This window comes from Acinetobacter sp. MD2 (assembly GCF_035615575.1).
In the GTDB taxonomy this organism is placed as follows: domain Bacteria; phylum Pseudomonadota; class Gammaproteobacteria; order Pseudomonadales; family Moraxellaceae; genus Acinetobacter.
Genome location: NZ_VTDK01000002.1, coordinates 60,734 through 78,891, shown reverse-complemented (window position 1 = coordinate 78,891; position 18,158 = coordinate 60,734). Strand labels below are relative to the sequence as shown.

At 41.1% G+C, this 18,158-nt stretch carries 15 protein-coding genes; 7 read left to right on the top strand and 8 right to left on the bottom strand.

Features of this window, described 5'->3' with window-relative positions:
* Nucleotides 1–69: 69 nt before the first annotated feature.
* From atpB to FXN70_RS03615, 3 genes are all read right to left on the bottom strand, one after another.
* Complete coding sequence (gene atpB, locus FXN70_RS03625) at nucleotides 70–942, bottom strand: F0F1 ATP synthase subunit A (protein ID WP_324646130.1); 873 nt, start codon at nucleotides 940–942, stop codon at nucleotides 70–72.
* 103 nt (nucleotides 943–1,045) lie between these two features.
* Nucleotides 1,046–1,444: an ATP synthase subunit I gene (locus FXN70_RS03620; RefSeq protein ID WP_324646129.1), complete on the bottom strand. Its 399-nt coding sequence runs from the start codon at nucleotides 1,442–1,444 to the stop codon at nucleotides 1,046–1,048.
* 170 nt (nucleotides 1,445–1,614) lie between these two features.
* A complete protein-coding gene (locus FXN70_RS03615; protein WP_324646368.1) occupies nucleotides 1,615–2,463 on the bottom strand; it encodes a metal ABC transporter solute-binding protein, Zn/Mn family in 849 nt (282 codons plus the stop codon).
* Nucleotides 2,464–2,576: 113 nt separating this feature from the next.
* Between FXN70_RS03615 and FXN70_RS03610 the strand changes: the two genes are divergently transcribed.
* Genes FXN70_RS03610 through znuB form a run of 3 tightly spaced genes read left to right on the top strand, consistent with a single transcriptional unit; the run spans nucleotide 2,577 to nucleotide 4,645 of the window.
* Nucleotides 2,577–3,071, top strand: coding sequence for a transcriptional repressor (locus FXN70_RS03610; RefSeq protein WP_324646128.1), 495 nt, complete (start codon nucleotides 2,577–2,579; stop codon nucleotides 3,069–3,071).
* Complete coding sequence (gene znuC, locus FXN70_RS03605; protein ID WP_324646367.1) at nucleotides 3,047–3,835, top strand: zinc ABC transporter ATP-binding protein ZnuC; 789 nt, start codon at nucleotides 3,047–3,049, stop codon at nucleotides 3,833–3,835. Before FXN70_RS03610 ends, znuC begins: the two co-directional genes overlap by 25 nt.
* Nucleotides 3,836–3,838: 3 nt before the next feature.
* On the top strand, nucleotides 3,839–4,645 hold the full coding sequence (gene znuB, locus FXN70_RS03600; protein ID WP_324646127.1) for a zinc ABC transporter permease subunit ZnuB: 807 nt from the start codon (nucleotides 3,839–3,841) through the stop codon (nucleotides 4,643–4,645).
* 255 nt (nucleotides 4,646–4,900) lie between these two features.
* Here znuB and FXN70_RS03595 read toward each other — a convergent pair whose 3' ends face one another.
* Together FXN70_RS03595 and FXN70_RS03590 are read right to left on the bottom strand one after the other, a co-directional pair.
* Entirely contained in the window at nucleotides 4,901–5,146 is a 246-nt protein-coding gene (locus FXN70_RS03595; RefSeq protein WP_324646126.1) for a hypothetical protein, read from the bottom strand.
* Between the two features lie 32 nt (nucleotides 5,147–5,178).
* Nucleotides 5,179–6,207, bottom strand: coding sequence for a DNA/RNA non-specific endonuclease (locus FXN70_RS03590; protein WP_420714367.1), 1,029 nt, complete (start codon nucleotides 6,205–6,207; stop codon nucleotides 5,179–5,181).
* Between the two features lie 453 nt (nucleotides 6,208–6,660).
* Between FXN70_RS03590 and FXN70_RS03585 the strand changes: the two genes are divergently transcribed.
* Nucleotides 6,661–8,031, top strand: a complete 1,371-nt coding sequence (locus tag FXN70_RS03585) for an amino acid permease (protein WP_324646125.1) — start codon at nucleotides 6,661–6,663, stop codon at nucleotides 8,029–8,031.
* Nucleotides 8,032–8,145: 114 nt separating this feature from the next.
* Nucleotides 8,146–8,673, top strand: coding sequence for a GNAT family N-acetyltransferase (locus tag FXN70_RS03580; RefSeq protein ID WP_324646124.1), 528 nt, complete (start codon nucleotides 8,146–8,148; stop codon nucleotides 8,671–8,673).
* On the opposite strand, the gene FXN70_RS03575 is transcribed toward FXN70_RS03580, so the two are convergent.
* On the bottom strand, nucleotides 8,649–10,064 hold the full coding sequence (locus FXN70_RS03575) for a PLP-dependent aminotransferase family protein (protein ID WP_324646123.1): 1,416 nt from the start codon (nucleotides 10,062–10,064) through the stop codon (nucleotides 8,649–8,651). The genes FXN70_RS03580 and FXN70_RS03575 overlap by 25 nt on opposite strands.
* Before the next feature lie 112 nt (nucleotides 10,065–10,176).
* On the opposite strand from FXN70_RS03575, the gene FXN70_RS03570 reads away from it, so the two are divergent.
* Nucleotides 10,177–11,079 (top strand): DMT family transporter, encoded by a 903-nt coding sequence (locus FXN70_RS03570; RefSeq protein WP_324646122.1) that lies wholly within the window; start codon nucleotides 10,177–10,179, stop codon nucleotides 11,077–11,079.
* A gap of 49 nt (nucleotides 11,080–11,128) precedes the next feature.
* Here the strand turns inward: FXN70_RS03570 and cysK are convergent, their stop codons facing one another.
* Entirely contained in the window at nucleotides 11,129–12,130 is a 1,002-nt protein-coding gene (gene cysK / locus FXN70_RS03565) for a cysteine synthase A (RefSeq protein ID WP_324646121.1), read from the bottom strand.
* A 311-nt stretch (nucleotides 12,131–12,441) separates the two neighbouring features.
* Between cysK and FXN70_RS03560 the strand changes: the two genes are divergently transcribed.
* Nucleotides 12,442–12,780 carry a tRNA-binding protein gene (locus tag FXN70_RS03560; RefSeq protein ID WP_324646120.1) on the top strand — a complete coding sequence of 113 codons (339 nt, stop codon included), beginning with the start codon at nucleotides 12,442–12,444 and terminating at the stop codon, nucleotides 12,778–12,780.
* A 1,080-nt stretch (nucleotides 12,781–13,860) separates the two neighbouring features.
* On the opposite strand, the gene rpoC is transcribed toward FXN70_RS03560, so the two are convergent.
* Nucleotides 13,861–18,054 (bottom strand): DNA-directed RNA polymerase subunit beta', encoded by a 4,194-nt coding sequence (gene rpoC, locus FXN70_RS03555; protein WP_324646119.1) that lies wholly within the window; start codon nucleotides 18,052–18,054, stop codon nucleotides 13,861–13,863.
* Nucleotides 18,055–18,158 lie beyond the last annotated feature (104 nt).

Sequence of the window (18,158 nt, the reverse complement as noted above, 5' to 3'; positions counted from 1 at the left end):
GGTTAGGTTTATACCAATTAAAATAAAAAATTTTGAGCCTAACCATCTTATGACAGTTAGGCGTTACCATTAATGCTTTTCGCTTGCCATGCTCAAGTATACGATAGTTAGCATCATGAAAATGAATGCTTGTAACGTAATAACAAGAATGTGGAAGATCGCCCAAGGCACAGACAACGCCCATTGGATCCAGAACGGTAATAACGCGATTAAGATGAAGATTAACTCACCTGCATACATGTTACCGAACAGTCGGAGTGCCAAGGAAATTGGACGTGCAAGGAAAGTTACTAATTCCAAAATAAGGTTGACTGGAATAAGCAACGCTTTTGCAACTGGGTTACTTGGGTTAAATGGGTTTAATGCCAATTCGCCAACGAAACCACCAACACCCTTTTCGCGGATGCTGTAGAACAAGATTAAAACAAATACAGACAAAGACATCCCGAGTGTGATGTTTGGATCTGTAGATGGAACGATCTTGAAGTATACGTGGTGAGGATCCATACCAAATACGCTTGCACCAATCTGTTGAGCTAAATACGGGATAAAGTCAACAGGCATCAAATCCATTAAGTTCATGAGGAAAATCCACACGAAAATCGTTAATGAAAGTGGCGCAATTAAACGTGATTTACCATGAAAGGTATCGCGGACACTTGAGTCAACAAACTCGATAATCATTTCAATAGCCGATTGAAATTTGGTTGGTACGCCAGCATTTGCAGCTTTAGCAACACACCAAAAAATCAAACAAAAAATGAAACCAAGACCAATTGACCAACCCATTGAGTCCAAGTGAATTGCAGAAAACCCCATCTCATGAGCTTCTTTTGCATTCTCAGCCAATTTCCATGAACCATCTGGCATTTTGCCATAGGTCAAATTGGTCAAGTGATGCTTGATATACTCTGTCGAAGTAAGGGCATGTTCAGCAGCCATAAATCACACCTGGTCAATGTCAATTACTAAAAAGAGCAAAACGAATATCGCGTGCTGCCTGATATCTCGTTTCACTCAAAAAAATTTTCAACTTTTGATGTGCCTACACTCGTTTTTGTAGACGTGACACCCAAAATGGCGCGACCCACGTCATGGTTTGAACGAGAATAAAACCACAAAACAATGCGACCGGAGATAACGGTTTGACATTGCTTAAAATCAAAACAAGTCCAACGATCACAATCGCAAATTTTCCCATCATGCCACGATACATGTTGGCCAACACTTGTTTAGATGCACGTGCGCCAGCAACCCGAAAGGATTGCCAAGAAAAATAACTGGTTGCAAGCCAACACAGTAATGCACCAAGTGCAGCACTTTTGGCAGCAGTGATATCTTTCACGGCCCATGCAATCAAGGCGGAAACAGGAATCATAAGTGCTTGTAAGAAGACCAAAGCTTTCGCCAATCGTCGGTCAATCATGCGACTCTTAAGGCTCATTATTATCTACTCACAGCAACAATGCTTGACAAGTTTAGCTGATGATCGTTTTTAATCGCAGGCATTATAGAGTCCCCCCCCTAAACATGCAATCATTTCCCGATCGAACTACTACGATTTTCACAAAAAACCGTGGCTTTTTAATTTAAGGTTAAGCTTTTATTGCTTAGCTATTTTTGTGTGTTTAATGTGCATTTTTGAATTGTTTGCGCTAAATCGTCCCATGCACGAATAAAATTAGTTTCACTATTTAAGCTTTCATCGACTGCTTCAAATTGAAAAGGTTGCAGTTTTTTGTACTGGCTACTTGCCGCCTGCCCTTCTGCCAACAAACACATGCTTGGATATGGACGCGTGTCATTTAAGTATTTAATTTGTGCAAGCGTTGGCGCTAAGTGCGGATCTTCACTTAGTGCACCAATCAGTTTAATATTTAATGGACGCTCAATATATTGATAAGCATCATGATAAGACCAGTACATTGCAGTTTTCTTATTACGCCCAAATTTTTGTGTGTTCTGCAATAGCTCTTTGGCAAAGGCTTGCGCGTTGGCCCAATATTGTGCTTTATATTCAGGATGTTGCTTGGCACGCAACGCAGCAATAAAGAAACCAATTCGCACCGCATTATTCGGATCTAACCATACATGCGTATCAATACTATTGGCAATTGAATTGCCTTTAATGTCTCGTAATGGCAAGGTTGCCAAAATATTCATGTTTAATAATGAAATAGCTTTGGAGTTTTGACCGAGTAGTTTCTCCAAAGGTGCTTCATGTGCCTTACCCAACCACAGTACCAACTCTGCATCTTGCACCGCTTTACGGTTGGCTGGAGTAAGCTGAATATCATGTCCAGATTGATTTGGCAGCAATAAAATGGGCGTTTCAACGCCTTTAGTAATCTCTTGTGCGATTAAAAACAAAGGATGAATCGACACAACAAAGCCTTGTGGCTGTTGTGCCCACAATGCACTACTCCCAAACAATAAGCTTAAAATTACCAAAAAACGTGCCATCATCTCGACTCTACCAAATGTATATCAATACCAAGAGATTAATGTTACACTATAACAGGAAGAATAGTGATATTTTAATCATGAAATTAATTTTGGTGTGATAGGTAAAAATAATGAGTTCATGTTCGCATTCTCATATTAATGCACTGCATGAAGTACATGATCATGATGATGTTCATGCACGTATTTTAGAGGCCGAAGCTTTATGCTTGGCAACGGGCGCACGTCTTACACCTTTACGTAAAGAAGTCCTCACTTTAATTTTAAATGCCAAAGGACCTGTGGGTGCTTATGACATTTTGGCACAAATCAAAAATACTTCAGACAAACCAGCTGCACCGCCTACGGTCTACCGTAGTCTCGATTTTTTACTCGATAAAGGCTTTATTCATCGTTTAAGTTCAATTAATGCCTTTATTCCTTGCTGCCATCCACGTGAAGGCCATCAAGCGGCTTTTTTAATTTGCACCGAATGTAAAGCGGTAAAAGAAGCATCTGCCGAGGGTTTATTGGCACAGTTGCATCAGCTTGCGGCATCGGATCAATTTAGCATTCATCAAACGATGATTGAAATTTCAGGAATCTGTCAGCAGTGTCAACATCACTAAATCAGGCACCGCTGATTGCGTTGCAAAGCATTGATGTTCAGATCGATGCACGAGAAATTCTAAAAAAAGTTGATTTCGAGCTACAGCCGAATGAAATTGTGACGATTATTGGGCCAAATGGTGCAGGTAAATCTACACTGATTAAGGTCTTACTTGGCATTATTAAACCAAGTGCAGGGCAGATTCATAAAAGCCCGAAACTTAAATTTTCATATGTGCCTCAAAAGTTTAATCCTTCACACAGTTTACCTTTGCGTGTGCAAGACTTACTCGCACTAGAACAAGCCGATGCTGTTTATAAACAACAAATTATTCAAGAAACAGGCATTGCAAAATTACAACAAGCCAAAGTCCAACAACTTTCTGGCGGTGAAAGACAACGGGTTTTATTAGCACGCGCTTTACTGCGCAAACCGAATATATTAGTGCTTGATGAACCGATGCAAGGTTTAGACATTCAGTCTGAAGAAGAACTATATGAATATGTACGCAGTTTACCTGAGCGCTATGGCTGTGCTGTGGTCATGGTCTCTCACGATTTACAATGGGTCATGCAAGGTACACAGCGTGTCGTGTGCTTAAACAAGCATATTTGCTGTAGTGGGCTACCTGAGAACGTGCAAAAGCACCCTGAATATTTAGCAATTTTTGGTGGGCAGCGCGTCCCATATCAACACCACCACGATCATTGTGGGCACGGTGATCATGCCGAACCTTGCGAACACCTTCCCCACCCTCATATTCACCCCGAAGCAGAGGTATAACCGATGATGGAATGGTTAGAACTGTTACTCCCTGCATGGGTGATGGGCGCCTGTTTAATTATTTTAACTGCACCTTTAGGCTGCTTAATGCTGTGGCGTAGAATGTCATTTTTTGCTGATACTATGTCACACGGTACGTTATTAGGAGTGGCAGTAGCCGCACTTTTACATTTACCCATGTGGCTCGGGGTTGGCTTTTTGGCTTTACTTTTGGTCTCAATTTTGTGGGTGCTTCATGACCGCCGACTCCCAAACGATGCCTTATTAGCACTTTTGGCATCAACTTTACTCTGTACAGGGCTTTTGTTAATTCAGCATCTGCCAACACTGCGCCCTGAATTGATGAGTTATTTATTTGGTGATCTACTCACCATTAGTTGGGCCGAACTCCCTGTTTTTGCATGTATTGTGATTGTTTCTGTGATCTTGCTATGGCGGTCATGGTCAGCTCAGGTACGGGTTGCAATTGACCCAGATATGGCCATAAGTGAAGGTGTTAATGCAAAATTACAGCGTTTAATTTTCATGCTGTTATTGGCTTTATTTACTGTACTGGCATTACGTGCCGTAGGTTCGTTATTAATGGGTGCATTATTGGTCATTCCCGCACTCAGCGCACGCCTATTGTCACATTCGCCTAAACAAATGGTGATTTTCGCTTTTTTGTTAGGACAAATTGCACTAGGCGTTGGCTTATGGTCAAGCGCTTTACTCAATATTGCCAGTGGACTCAGTATTGTCCTGACCATGTCGATTATTTTTGGCGGTATCTTCTTGGTACAAAAATTGAGACCCTCTTCAAATACTTAAAATATACTTGATACAAAGAAAAAACCCCGACATCCTGTCGGGGTTTTTCGTATTTGGTACTTTGGCTACATCCTGTAATCCATACCATCCTTGTATTGAACGACTCAAATCCTTTTTGAGGTTCTAGAACATCCTGTTTTTGATGTTGTTTATCATATTCAATTGGACAACCTATGGCTATATGCAATTATCTTGTATTCATGTACGTTATTTCGTACATGAGTCAATTTAGACTTGCTTTAAGAGATCCTATTTTTATAAAAAAGGATTCTCCACTTCTTTTTCTTGCTGCAAAGCGACTTGTTCGGGTAAGTCGGGCGTTTGCTCAAGCGCTTCTACGACACTATTAATAAATGCCTGTAAGGCTTTGGCCGTTTCTAAACCTTTCTTATCCTTACTAATTTGCAAATTGCCATATACATTCACACAATCAAGCTGATTTTCTAAGTTCAGATCATAAATAGCCGAGGCGCTGTGATCATCTTCAAAAGGTTTAAACATTATTTTTCCTCACTAGATTGTTGTTATTGTCATCATGAACCTTTCACCATTTTTAAAATAAACTCTAAAATGGACATGATCAATTGTTTTATAAAATTTTGAAACCATCCCTCTGAAACTGAATGAATCTTTTCTTTAGCTTGGGCAATTGAGGACTCGCCTTTTTGCTCGAGTGATGTCGTACTATAATTTGCGCCAGGCTGAAATTTCTTTTTTAAGCTATGTAAGGCCTCATCACCTACATCGACTGCACATTGGCTTTTCGCATCCCAATTTAAATATCCAACTTTAGCATTTGGTTTTACTTCACTTGCTAGCAAAGGCAAATGGTAGGTTTTTCGTTTTGTTTCTTCGCTTAAACGTGGAAATAAATTAATTCCAGTTAAGTCTTCAATTTTACAGACACTCACCACATACACCTGCTGTGAGTTGTTGTTTGGCGCATAATACGCACCAATTACGCCTGTTTTAGGGTAATACACTGCCTTAAATACAGCCGTTGGCACCAATACACCATTACCAATAGTTTTTAAACGCTTGCCTTCAAAAATTGGGCCAGTAACCACATAGGCATCTTGCTTATTTTTCTTGACCATTGTACGGGTAGCTTCTTCAAGTTTTCGCCACACTTCTTGGTTATTTTTTGGTGCTTGTGGCACCATATTCGCTAAAGAAAAACTGTCTGATTGTGATGCCTTATCTGACATATCCGCATTGGGTGACATATGCCCACGGTCATAGCCTGAAGCACGATAATCAGCTAAACGCGCACGATATTCGACAGGAATTTGGGTTTCTTCATGGAAGTTATCTTCACGTTTAATTTTTTGATTAAATCGCGCGGGGGTTAAATGTTCGGCACTCCATAACGGCGTTTTCGACATGCCTGAATACATCACATTAAAACCGTTATAACACAATGGATAACTGTTTCTATTGAGATTATCTTTGGTTAAAAACGGTGGTGCATCCTGATAAAACTGATTTAAACAAGCAGAGCTTTCTGTCGAGAGTAGTCCGCTCAAACCCGAGGCATGCGCGGACATGATAGGTAAAGCCATCAATCCAAACATGATTTTCCACACGGTTTGGTTAAGTCCTATATTCTTTTTTAGCGCGATGTTCAATTTTGCATCCTTTATCCTGCATCGATCAATGTTGATGCACCATCGCGGAGCTTAACAAGCCCATTTTAGAAAGTATATTGTTACCCAAACAGATGCTTAATCCTTATCCGTAAAATATGACATGTACGCTGAAATTTTGATACATATCATCCTATAAATATGCACTTTTACACTTATTCAAATCTGCTACAACTTTATGCAATTGATCGGACAAATAGAAATTTATCGCGACAACAAAAAATAGTGATAAAACTTATCCATGCATAATTTTGTATTTTTTTTAATCATACCGCCATATTTAGCCCTATCATTTATAGAATGTCTAAATTTTGTGTGAACAACGAGATAAGCTTCTATACAATAGCCGCCCATGAATTGGAGTGAATCATGTCAGAGACATCTACTTTAAAGCGTGGGCTGAGTACGCGCCATATCCGCTTCCTTGCACTAGGTTCGGCAATTGGTACAGGACTATTTTTAGGGTCGGCGTCTGCAATTAAACAAGCAGGGCCATCTGTTTTACTGGCCTATATGATTGCAGGAATTGCCATTTATATTGTCATGCGTGCGCTTGGCGAAATGGCTGTTCATAACCCTGTTTCAGACTCGTTTAGTCGTTATGCTGCGGAATATATTAGTCCTTTAGCTGGCTTTACCACAGGTTGGACTTATGTCTTTGAAATGGTAATTGTGGCACTTGCCGATGTCACCGCTTTTGGCATTTACATGGGCTTTTGGTTTCCAGATACTCCGCGTTGGATTTGGATTCTCTCCGTCATTCTGTTACTAGGTGCAATTAACCTGATTCACGTTAAGGTGTATGGTGAACTAGAGTTCTGGCTATCTATTATTAAAGTGACTGCCATTGTTGCCATGATTTTAGGTGGTCTTGGGATTATGCTCTACGGCGTACACATGCCGCATTCCGACTTTAGCCCCGGCATTGCCAACCTTTGGCAACATGGTGGCTTTATGCCGAATGGCATTGCAGGCTTTATTGCCTGTTTCTCGGTGGTGGTGTTTGCCTTTGGCGGCATCGAAATTATTGGCGTGACCGCAGGTGAAACAGAAAATCCGAAAGTTGCGATTCCACGTGCCATTAATGCCGTGCCTATTCGTATTATTTTGTTTTATGTGCTGACCATTTTTGTACTCATGGCTATTTTTCCGTGGAACCAAATTGGAACATCGGGCAGTCCTTTTGTACAAATTTTTGAAGGTTTAGGGATTAAATCTGCAGCGACCATTTTAAATATTGTGGTGATTACCGCTGCCATTTCTGCCATTAACAGCGATGTATTTGGTGCAGGCCGCATGATGTATGGCATGGCGCTTAAAGGTCATGCACCCAAAGTGTTTTGCAAAACTTCTAAGAACGGCGCACCGCTGATGCCTGTTGTGGTCATGACGCTTGTGCTGCTCATTGGCGTCGTACTAAATTATTTTATTCCTGAAAATGTGTTTGAAATTATTGCCTCGATTGCCACTTTTGCCACGGTTTATGTATGGCTGATGATTTTACTTGCACAAATGGGCATGCGTAAAAAATTAACAGCTGATGAAATTAAAAAGCTAGATTTTCCCGTTATTGCATGGCCAATTGCCCCCATTTTAGCCACAGCATTTATGTTGTTTATTATTGCCATGATTGGCTATTTTCCAGATTCACGCCCTGCATTATATGTCGGTGCAATTTGGCTCCTACTTTTAACCATCGCGTATTATGTTTGGGTACGCCCGAAACAAGCAATCAAATAAGCAGAGCAAACGCATTTTTGCAATAAAAAAGCCTTGTTTTAAACAAGGCTTTTTTATTGGCGCTTTTACTCAAGCTCGCTACAATCATCAACATAATATGAAGAGTAATCGCCCATGTCGTTTTCACTGCCACACCATTATCAATGGGTCGATTGCCAATTTGACTTGCATGGCAAAGCCATTTTAGCCATTTGGAACCATGAGATTTTACATAGCACGGCGTTGTATGAGTCAGAACCACGGCAACTTGCCATGGTCGAAGCATGGTTTGAAAGTAAACAACAGCTCAATTTCCCTGTAATTGGTGTTGTTGCTCCAAATGGTGAGCTAGCAGGTTTTGCAAGCTTTGGGCATTTTCGCCCACAGCCGCTCTCTCACGCCACCCTTGAGCATTCAATTTATATTCAAGCACAGCACCAAGGTTTGGGATTAGGCAAACCGTTATTGGCTCGACTCATTGACGCTGCCACAGCACAAAATTTTCATGCCATGATTGGTGTGATTGACGCCCAAAACCAAGCGAGTATTGCTTTGCATCAAAAACTTGGCTTTCGGCATGTCGGTCACATGCCACAAATGGCAAAAAAGTTTAATCGTTGGTTAGATGCAGATTTTTATCAACTTATCTTAACCGATGCTTGATGCCTACACACTGCCAAACCTTGTGCCAAAACTTGAAAGACTTTGGCATTTAAACACTGCGCTGCATTAAAGCGTAAGAATTGCTTGGCCTGTGGCGATGAACTAAACGCATTTCCCGGAGCTAGAATCACACCCTCGGCTAAACAATATTGTGACAATTCTGTGGCATCAATACCTGTAGGCAGTTTACACCACAATAACATTCCCGCCTTAGGAAGTAACCACGGTTCAATCCCCAAAGCTTGCAATTGCTTTAACGTATGACTCACTGCTTGCGCTAACTTTTTCTTTAATGCCGCCAAATATTTAGGATATTGCCCATCTTGCAAGACCTGATAAATTACCGCTGCATTAAAGTGGTCGTGGTTAAATGTCGTTGCGATTTTGAAGTCGAGTAAAGGGTCAAGCCATGTTGCATCTGCCACAATATAACCGCAACGAATTGCCGCTGACACAGTTTTAGAAAAACTACCTACTTGTAGCACTTGTGAAAAACCACCTAAGGCAGCATAACGTGGTGCAGGAATTTGCTCAAAATCGGCAAAAATATCATCCTCAATAATTAAAAATGATGATTGTTCTGCCCATTTTAAAATTTGGTGTGCCGTAGCTAAAGACAAACTTGCCCCTGTCGGGTTATGCAGCCCTGAATTCGTGATATATAACCGTGGACGTTGTTGCAATGCCTGTTGAAATGCATATAGGTCAGGGCCAGTTTCAGTAAAAGGCACAGCAATTGTATGCACCCCATGTACATTCAGCAGTGCTTGAAAATTGAAATAGCAAGGATCATCTATCAGCACATAATCGCCTTTGTTTAAGTACATTCGACAAATTAAGTCAATCGCATGTGTACCACTTTCCACCAATAGCACTTGGTCGGGATGAGCAGTAACGCCATTTATTTCTAAACGGCGTGCAATCACTTGCCGAAGTTCGGGTAAGCCCAATGCCGTTGCGTAGTTCATTAAAACACCGCTGTCGGCTCGAGATACATTCCGAATGGCTTTACGCACAATTTCCTCAGGCATCCATGCTTTAGGCAACCAACCACAACCTGGTTTTAAAATGTCATCTGATGCATCTAAAGACTGCCGAGAAATCCAAAGCGGGTCAACTGCTCGCGTTAATTGTGGCTCATAGGTAGTTAATAAATAAGGCTTTAGTTGTGATTTAACAAAATAGCCTGAACCCTGCCGTGCTTCTATAATGTCTTGGGCTGCTAAACGTGCATAGGCTTCAACTACGGTTGAAACAGACAAATTTTTCTGCTGTGCCAAAGCACGCACCGAAGGTAACTTAGCACCTGAAGTCCAAACCCGCTGTTGAATCTGCTGCTGAACCCACAGCATTAGGTGTTCTATTTTGCTCAGTTGTTGTGATTTTTCCATGACAGTTCTCTAAATTGAACCAGTACAGTATCTTTGAATTGTATTGCTGTGTATCTCGTCAAACTAGCCTGCCACATTTATAAATAAAGCTCAATTACAATGGAGCAGCAACATGCAATCGAAACTAAATGGATGGCTCAGTGGCTTAATTGGCGTGTTAATTTTTTCAGGGTCATTGCCTGCTACACGGGTAGCACTGGCTGCATTTTCACCCACTTTTTTGACGGTTGGCCGTGCCAGTTTTGCAGGCTGCTTGGCACTCATCTGTTTAATTTTACTTAAACAAGCCAAACCCAATTGGGCGCAATTGCAACGTTTAAGTATTGTCACGCTAGGTGTGGTAATTGGTTTCCCATTTTGCACCTCTATGGCTTTGCAAAGTATTACCGCAGCTTATTCGGTGGTTTTTGTTGGCATTTTGCCATTAGCCACGGCACTCTTTGCTGTACTTAAAGGCGAACAACGGCCACAGCCTAAATTTTGGTTTTTCGCAATTTTAGGCAGTAGCGTGGTGGTTTTATTTGCCTTTACCCAAAATACACATGCACAAGGCATTTCAGGACAATCATGGATGTTTGCCGCCATTATTTTATGTGGTTTAGGCTATGCCGAAGGGGGGAAACTTGCGCGTGAATTGGGCGGTTGGCAAGTGATTTCATGGGCTTTGGTACTTGCATTGCCCGTTATGCTACCTCTTAGCTATTACTTTTTTCCTATACACCTTGGTCAAGCACCCCTTTCTGCAATTATAGGGCTTGGCTATGTTTCAATGTTTAGTATGTTTATTGGGTTTATTTTTTGGTATCACGGTTTAGCAACCGCAGGGGTGATTGGCGTTGGACAATTACAACTCATTCAGCCTTTTTTTGGACTCATATTGTGTACCTTATTACTGCATGAAACAGTCAGTTTAGGCATGGTAATTTCAGCAGTTTTGGTGATGATTTGTGTGGTTTATGCCAAAAAATTTGCTCACATTCCAACGGTTACAATGCAACTTAAAAGTGCCGAATAAAAAAGGATATTCAAGCGAACATCCTTTTTAAATGACTGATTAAGTAGTCTTAAACATCATCAAACAAACCATCAAATAACACCGAAGACAAATAGCGCTCGCCACTGTCGGGCAAGATCACCACAATGGTTTTCCCTGCATTTTCAGGACGAATAGCCAATTCGGCTGCTGCTGCCAAAGCAGCACCGCTTGAAATACCCACTAAAATACCTTCTTGAGTTGCGGCTTTTCGTGCCCATGTCACAGCATCGGCGCTATTGACAGCAATCACTTCATCGACAAAATTTAAATCTAAATTTTTAGGAATAAAGTTTGCACCAATCCCTTGAATTTTATGCGGTGCAGGGGTAATTGCTTCGCCTTGTTTCGCTTGGGCAATAATTGGAGATTCCGCAGGTTCTACCGCCACCGAATATAACGGCTTGTTTTGGGTTTGCTCGAAATAGCGCGAAATACCTGTAATCGTGCCACCTGTACCAACACCCGCCACTAAAATATCGACATTGCCATCGGTAGCTTGCCAAATTTCAGGACCTGTAGTGTCTTGGTGGATTTGTGGATTGGCAGGGTTTTCAAATTGCTGCGGTAAAAAATACAGTTCAGGTTGCTCGGTAGCCAAGCGCACCGCTTCATCTACCGCACCTTTCATGCCTTTTGCAGGTTCCGTTAAAACCAAATTTGCACCCAATGCTTTGAGCACTTTACGGCGTTCTAAACTCATACTTGCAGGCATGGTTAGTGTAATCGGATAGCCTTTTGCCGCAGCCACAAATGCCAAAGCAATGCCTGTATTGCCACTGGTTGGCTCGACAATATGCATGCCTGCTTTTAAAGCACCTCGTTTTTCGGCGTCGCTAATTAAAGCTGCACCAACACGGCATTTCACTGAAAATGCAGGATTTCGGCTTTCAATTTTTGCCAAAACCGTTGCACTACCCTGAATAATTCGATTAATTCGAACGAGTGGCGTGTTACCAATGGCTTCAGCATTATTGGCATATACAGCAATGCCTAAATTGTCAGGGGTTGGAAATTGTGCATCGGTGGTCATGAGTTATCCTTAAATTTAATTCGTTTAATATGGATAAAATCATAAACCTTTTTAATTCACAATCTCAAATAAAAAACAGGAATCGTTATGAATATTGATGATAAAGATTGCACCTAAACTGCTAAACAAAATCGTGTATAAAGTAAGCGATGTATTCTCACATTAGGTCTAGCTGAAAACAAAATGAAAAAATTAGAATTTTTATTTGGCTTGCTATTGTTATTAGGTATTTTGTATCTTGTGCAATGGGGCTTTCATGGTTTCCCTTGAAATTACGACAAAATAATACTCTAAGATGGAACTTATAAGACATGCAAACCATTGATTGGAATGACTTTACCAAAGTAGAACTACGTGTTGGGCAAATTATTCAAGTTGAAGATTTTCCAAAGGCACGTAAACCTGCTTTTATTGTATATGTCGATTTCGGTACTGAAATTGGCATTCGTAAAAGTAGCGCACAAATCACCCAACACTATACCAAAGAAAGCTTGCTTGGCAAAAAAGTGATTGCCGTGGTGAATTTTCCGAAAAAGCAAATTGGGCCAATTCAGTCGGAATGTTTAATTACAGGTTTACACGATGAAGATGGTGGTGTGTTTTTATGTGTACCCGATGGTGACGTGGCTTTGGGGACGAAGTTGCTGTAAAAATCAGACTTTTTAAATCGTTTTTTGGAGATTCTTTTTGATTTTGGAAAGTTATTAAATAACTGAAACTTAAAAAGATATTATTAACCATCGATTACCGATTAAAGTGTCTATGTGAAAAACTGAATATTATTCAGTCTGAATCTATCGTTAATTTTAGATATGTTTTGATGCGTTTAACGATAAACCTATCATTAGATTTTAAAGATCAATCTATTGATAGGTTATCTTTGAGTTTTATGGAATTATCGTTTGGTTATAATACTTTGATAGGTTAGCTGTTTAGAGTCCCAAGTGAAAGTCTCCTGTAATTTCAGCACACATCTAGTGTCTAGGATCATACGAATAAATGCGAAATACCAGAAAATGGCTCAAAGAAGAAGTAAAGTCTCCCTTATCCCAAATATACCTGTTCTTTTACAAGAATATTTTCATTTTAATAATTCCAATAATTGTTATTTTGTCACTAATATTGTTGTTGAATCCATATCTTCTGAGTCCTATATCTAAATTATCGATCCATTTGGAAGCCCCTACTTCTTATATAAAAGCAGGAAAAATGACATCGTTAATTTTGATTAAAGATAAGAAAAAATATATTGCTAATTGTGCATATTTAGGTAGTAAAAATGATAGCTTTTGTAATATCACAAAATTAAAAAATATAACTAAATTAGAAGGGGAACTAATTGATACCAACTCAATGTCGAAATCTAATATTTTGATAAAAAAGATAATTTTTCAGAAACCTACCTCAGACGATACTTTTATATTTATTACTGACCCGAATGAAATGAAAAGTTGGAGTAAATCGTTAGTCTACCCGATTTATGTAATACGTTTTTTATTAACCTTACCTATTCTCTTAATATCATTTTTTATCGTAAAGAGACTTTTAAATCGCCAAAAATGTTAAGTCTTTCTAAAATCAACGTAATACGCATCATCCAAAATTGGAATATCAGAATCGAAAAAAACTAATGCTTAACAATCTCACCGTCATCAAGGCATACGCTAAAAATCATTTCATACATAAAAAAAGAGCCTCGAAAAGCTCTTTTTTTATTCAAACACTTAAACTTAGAACTGTTCTTCGTTTAATGCTTGGCTAAATGCTTGGTCTACATCGCTAAAGTCGTTGTGTAGCTCAAATTCAGCAGCTTCTGCTTCTTGGCGACGACGCTCTAAGTGATACGCCAAACCAGTCCCCGCAGGAATCAAACGACCCACAACGACGTTTTCTTTCAAGCCACGTAAATCATCTTCTTTACCTGTTACAGCCGCTTCAGTTAACACACGCGTGGTTTCTTGGAACGATGCAGCAGAGATGAACGAGTCAGTTGAAAGCGATGCTTTGGTAATACCCATCAATTGACGCTCAAATTTCGCAGGGAATTTGTTTTGCGCCGAAACTGCTTGGTTTTCACCCACAACACGGATGTAATCAACTTGCTCACCTTTAATGAAGCTTGTATCACCGCCATCGGTAATATCAACTTTACGCAACATTTGACGTACGATAACTTCAATGTGCTTGTCGTTAATTTTTACGCCTTGTAAGCGGTAAACGTCTTGAACTTCATTTACGATGTAGTTAGTTAACGCAACTTCACCTTTCAAACGTAAGATGTCATGTGGGTTTTGTGGACCATCAGAAATGGTTTCACCACGGTTCACATGCTCGCCTTCGAACACGTTGATTTGACGCCATTTTGGAATCAATTCTTCGTAGATCTCAGTACCGTCTGTTGGGGTAATCACTAAACGGTTCTTACCTTTGGTCTCTTTACCGAAGCTCACCACACCTGAAATTTCAGCAAGGATGGCATGTTCTTTCGGCTTACGTGCTTCGAACAAGTCAGCTACACGCGGTAGACCACCGGTAATGTCACGGGTACGTGAAGTTTCTTGTGGTACACGACCAATAACGTCACCCACACCAATTGTTTCGCCATCACGGACAGTCACAATAGTGTTTTGTGGCAAGAAGTAGAACTGTTCTGTGCCGTCTGCTGTGTCTAACACAATTGCAGGACGCATATCTTTACCAGAAACAGGACGTGCTGTTACAGGCAAGATTTCAACCGTAGTCATACCCGTTGCGTCATCAGTTTTCGAGGTTGCAGTCGCGCCATCAACAATCTGACTGAAACGTGCTTTACCTGCAACTTCGGTAACGAGTGGATGTGTATGTGGATCCCAAGTCGCCACAATACCGCCCGCTTCTACAGCTTCGCCATCTTTAAGTAAGATTGACGCACCGTAAGGCAGTTTATAACGCTCGCGTTCACGACCTAAGTCATCGGCAATACCAATTTCACCTGAACGTGAAACAGAAACCAAGTGACCTTTTGCGTGTTGTACAGTTTTCACGTTGTGGAAACGTACAGTACCTTTGTTACGCACTTGAACGCTGTTTGCAGCAGAAGTTCGGCTTGCAGCACCACCCACGTGGAACGTACGCATGGTTAACTGTGTACCTGGTTCACCAATTGACTGCGCAGCCATTACACCCACAGATTCACCTGGATTCACCAAGTGACCACGTGCAAGGTCACGACCGTAACATTTCGCACATACGCCAAATGTTGATTCACACGCAATTACCGAACGTACTTTAACTTCATCGACACCCGCTTCTTCAAGCTGAGCTGCGATTTTCTCGTCAATTAACGTACCGCGTGGTAATACCACTTCATCGTCAGATGCGCGGCGCACGTCTTCTGCCGTTACACGACCCAATACGCGGTCACGTAATGGCTCGATCACGTCACCACCTTGAATGAATGGTGTCATCACTAAACCGCCAGCAGTGCCACAGTCAGACTCAGTAATCACTAAATCTTGTGCAACGTCTACCAAACGACGCGTCAAGTAACCCGAGTTAGCAGTTTTTAATGCTGTATCGGCCAAACCTTTACGCGCACCATGCGTTGAAATAAAGTACTGAAGTACCGTTAAGCCTTCACGGAAGTTAGCTTTAATCGGTGTTTCAATAATCGAGCCATCTGGTTTTGCCATCAAGCCACGCATACCTGCAAGCTGACGAATCTGTGCCGCACTACCACGGGCACCTGAGTCAGACATCATGTAGATACTGTTGAACGATTTTTGCTTCTCGTCTTCACCTTGTTTGTTTTTAACATTAGTGAAAGACAAGTTGTCCATCATCGCTTTTGCAACTTGGTCGTTGGTACGCGCCCAAATATCGACCACTTTGTTATAGCGTTCGCCCGCAGTTACGAAACCTTGTTCGAACTGTTGTTCGATTTCACGGACTTCTGCTTCTGCTTTGTCAATAATTGCTTGTTTTTGCGGTGGAATAACCATATCTTCCATACCAACAGAAACACCCGAACGCGTCGCTTGACGGAAGCCTAGGTACATCAATTGGTCAGCAAAAATAACCGTGTCTTTTAAACCAAGCTTACGGTAGCAAGTGTTGATTAATTTCGAGATGTTCTTTTTGGTCATCTCAAGGTTAATCATATCAAAGCTTAAGCCTTCAGGAACAACTTCCCAAAGTAAGCAACGACCTGGTGTGGTATCAACAATAATGGTTTGCTTTTCACGACGACCATCTTCATCAATCACAGTTTGGTGTACACGTGCTTTTACGCGCGCGTGAATGTTCACCTGACCGGTTGCGAGCGCACGGTTTACTTCATGCGTATCGGCAAACATCATGCCTTCACCTTTGGCATTTACTGCATCACGCGTGATGTAGTAAAGACCCAATACAACGTCCTGAGAAGGAACGATGATTGGCTCACCATTGGCAGGTGACAAGATGTTATTGGTCGACATCATTAACGCACGTGCTTCAAGTTGAGCTTCGAGTGTTAATGGTACGTGTACCGCCATTTGGTCACCGTCGAAGTCGGCGTTAAACGCAGCACAAACGAGCGGGTGAAGACGGATTGCCTTACCTTCAATTAAGATCGGTTCAAATGCTTGCAGACCCAAACGGTGAAGTGTAGGCGCACGGTTCAACATCACTGGATGTTGACGAATCACCGATGCTAAAACGTCCCAAACTTCTGGAGTTTCGCGCTCAACCATTTTCTTGGCAGCTTTAATGGTGGTTGCTTGGCCAGAAGCTTGTAATTTTGCAAAAATAAACGGCTTGAACAATTCAAGTGCCATTTTTTTCGGTAAACCACATTGGTGCAAACGTAAAGATGGACCAACGGTAATTACCGAACGACCAGAATAGTCAACACGTTTACCCAATAAGTTTTGACGGAAACGACCTTGCTTACCTTTGATCATATCTGCCAAAGATTTAAGCGGACGTTTGTTCGAACCGGTAATTGCGCGACCACGACGACCGTTGTCTAACAAGGCATCTACCGACTCTTGTAACATACGCTTTTCGTTACGTACGATAATATCTGGTGCAGCCAAGTCTAAAAGACGTTTTAAACGGTTGTTACGGTTGATCACACGACGGTAAAGATCGTTCAAGTCAGATGTTGCGAAACGACCACCTTCAAGTGGTACAAGCGGACGTAAGTCTGGTGGAAGTACAGGAAGTACATTCATCACCATCCATTCTGGCTTGTTGTTCGATTCTTTAAACGCTTCCATTAATTTCAAGCGTTTAGACATTTTCTTCAATTTAGTTTCAGAAGATGTCTGTGGAATTTCTTCACGTAAGCGAGAAATTTCGTTTTCAAGATCGATATCTTTTAACAAGTCTTGAACCGCTTCTGCACCCATTTTCGCAGTGAATTCATCACCGTGTTCTTCAAGTGCATTGAAGTATTCTTCATCGTTTAGAAGTTGGTACTTCTCAAACGGTGTCATACCTGGGTCAGTCACAACGTATGATTCGAAATACAATACGCGTTCGATATCACGTAAAGTCATATCAAGTAACAAACCGATACGGCTTGGTAATGATTTTAAGAACCAAATGTGTGCAACAGGTGACGCAAGTTCAATGTGGCCCATGCGGTCACGACGAACTTTAGCTGTTGTTACTTCAACGCCACATTTTTCACAAATGACGCCTTTGTATTTCATACGCTTGTATTTACCACACAAGCATTCGTAATCTTTTACTGGTCCAAAGATTTTGGCACAGAATAAACCATCACGTTCTGGTTTGAACGTACGATAGTTAATGGTTTCAGGCTTTTTAACTTCACCATGAGACCATGACTTAATCATTTCTGGTGACGCAAGACCAATACGGATGCGATCAAACTCTACAGGAGCATGACCTTCTGAGTCCGTCTTTTTGCGCATGATATCGAGCAAGTCTTTCAATTTTTTTCTCCGTGTGCCGAAGCAATTTCAGTGCTACGACTGGGTCACAAATATTGTTTTTTAACTGAAAATTCCCTCACAACCGCTTAAAGTATAAACCAGCA

Excerpts from the sequence above, each read along its gene's own strand:
- atpB (WP_324646130.1), bottom strand. The coding sequence starts at position 942 with ATGGCTGCTGAACATGCCCTTACTTCGACAGAGTATATCAAGCATCAC.
- FXN70_RS03620 (WP_324646129.1), bottom strand. The coding sequence starts at position 1,444 with ATGAGCCTTAAGAGTCGCATGATTGACCGACGATTGGCGAAAGCTTTG.
- FXN70_RS03615 (WP_324646368.1), bottom strand. The coding sequence starts at position 2,463 with ATGGCACGTTTTTTGGTAATTTTAAGCTTATTGTTTGGGAGTAGTGCA.
- FXN70_RS03610 (WP_324646128.1), top strand. The coding sequence starts at position 2,577 with ATGAGTTCATGTTCGCATTCTCATATTAATGCACTGCATGAAGTACAT.
- znuB (WP_324646127.1), top strand. The coding sequence starts at position 3,839 with ATGATGGAATGGTTAGAACTGTTACTCCCTGCATGGGTGATGGGCGCC.
- FXN70_RS03595 (WP_324646126.1), bottom strand. The coding sequence starts at position 5,146 with ATGTTTAAACCTTTTGAAGATGATCACAGCGCCTCGGCTATTTATGAT.
- FXN70_RS03590 (WP_420714367.1), bottom strand. The coding sequence starts at position 6,207 with ATGGCTTTACCTATCATGTCCGCGCATGCCTCGGGTTTGAGCGGACTA.
- FXN70_RS03585 (WP_324646125.1), top strand. The coding sequence starts at position 6,661 with ATGTCAGAGACATCTACTTTAAAGCGTGGGCTGAGTACGCGCCATATC.
- FXN70_RS03580 (WP_324646124.1), top strand. The coding sequence starts at position 8,146 with ATGTCGTTTTCACTGCCACACCATTATCAATGGGTCGATTGCCAATTT.
- FXN70_RS03575 (WP_324646123.1), bottom strand. The coding sequence starts at position 10,064 with ATGGAAAAATCACAACAACTGAGCAAAATAGAACACCTAATGCTGTGG.
- FXN70_RS03570 (WP_324646122.1), top strand. The coding sequence starts at position 10,177 with ATGCAATCGAAACTAAATGGATGGCTCAGTGGCTTAATTGGCGTGTTA.
- cysK (WP_324646121.1), bottom strand. The coding sequence starts at position 12,130 with ATGACCACCGATGCACAATTTCCAACCCCTGACAATTTAGGCATTGCT.
- FXN70_RS03560 (WP_324646120.1), top strand. The coding sequence starts at position 12,442 with ATGCAAACCATTGATTGGAATGACTTTACCAAAGTAGAACTACGTGTT.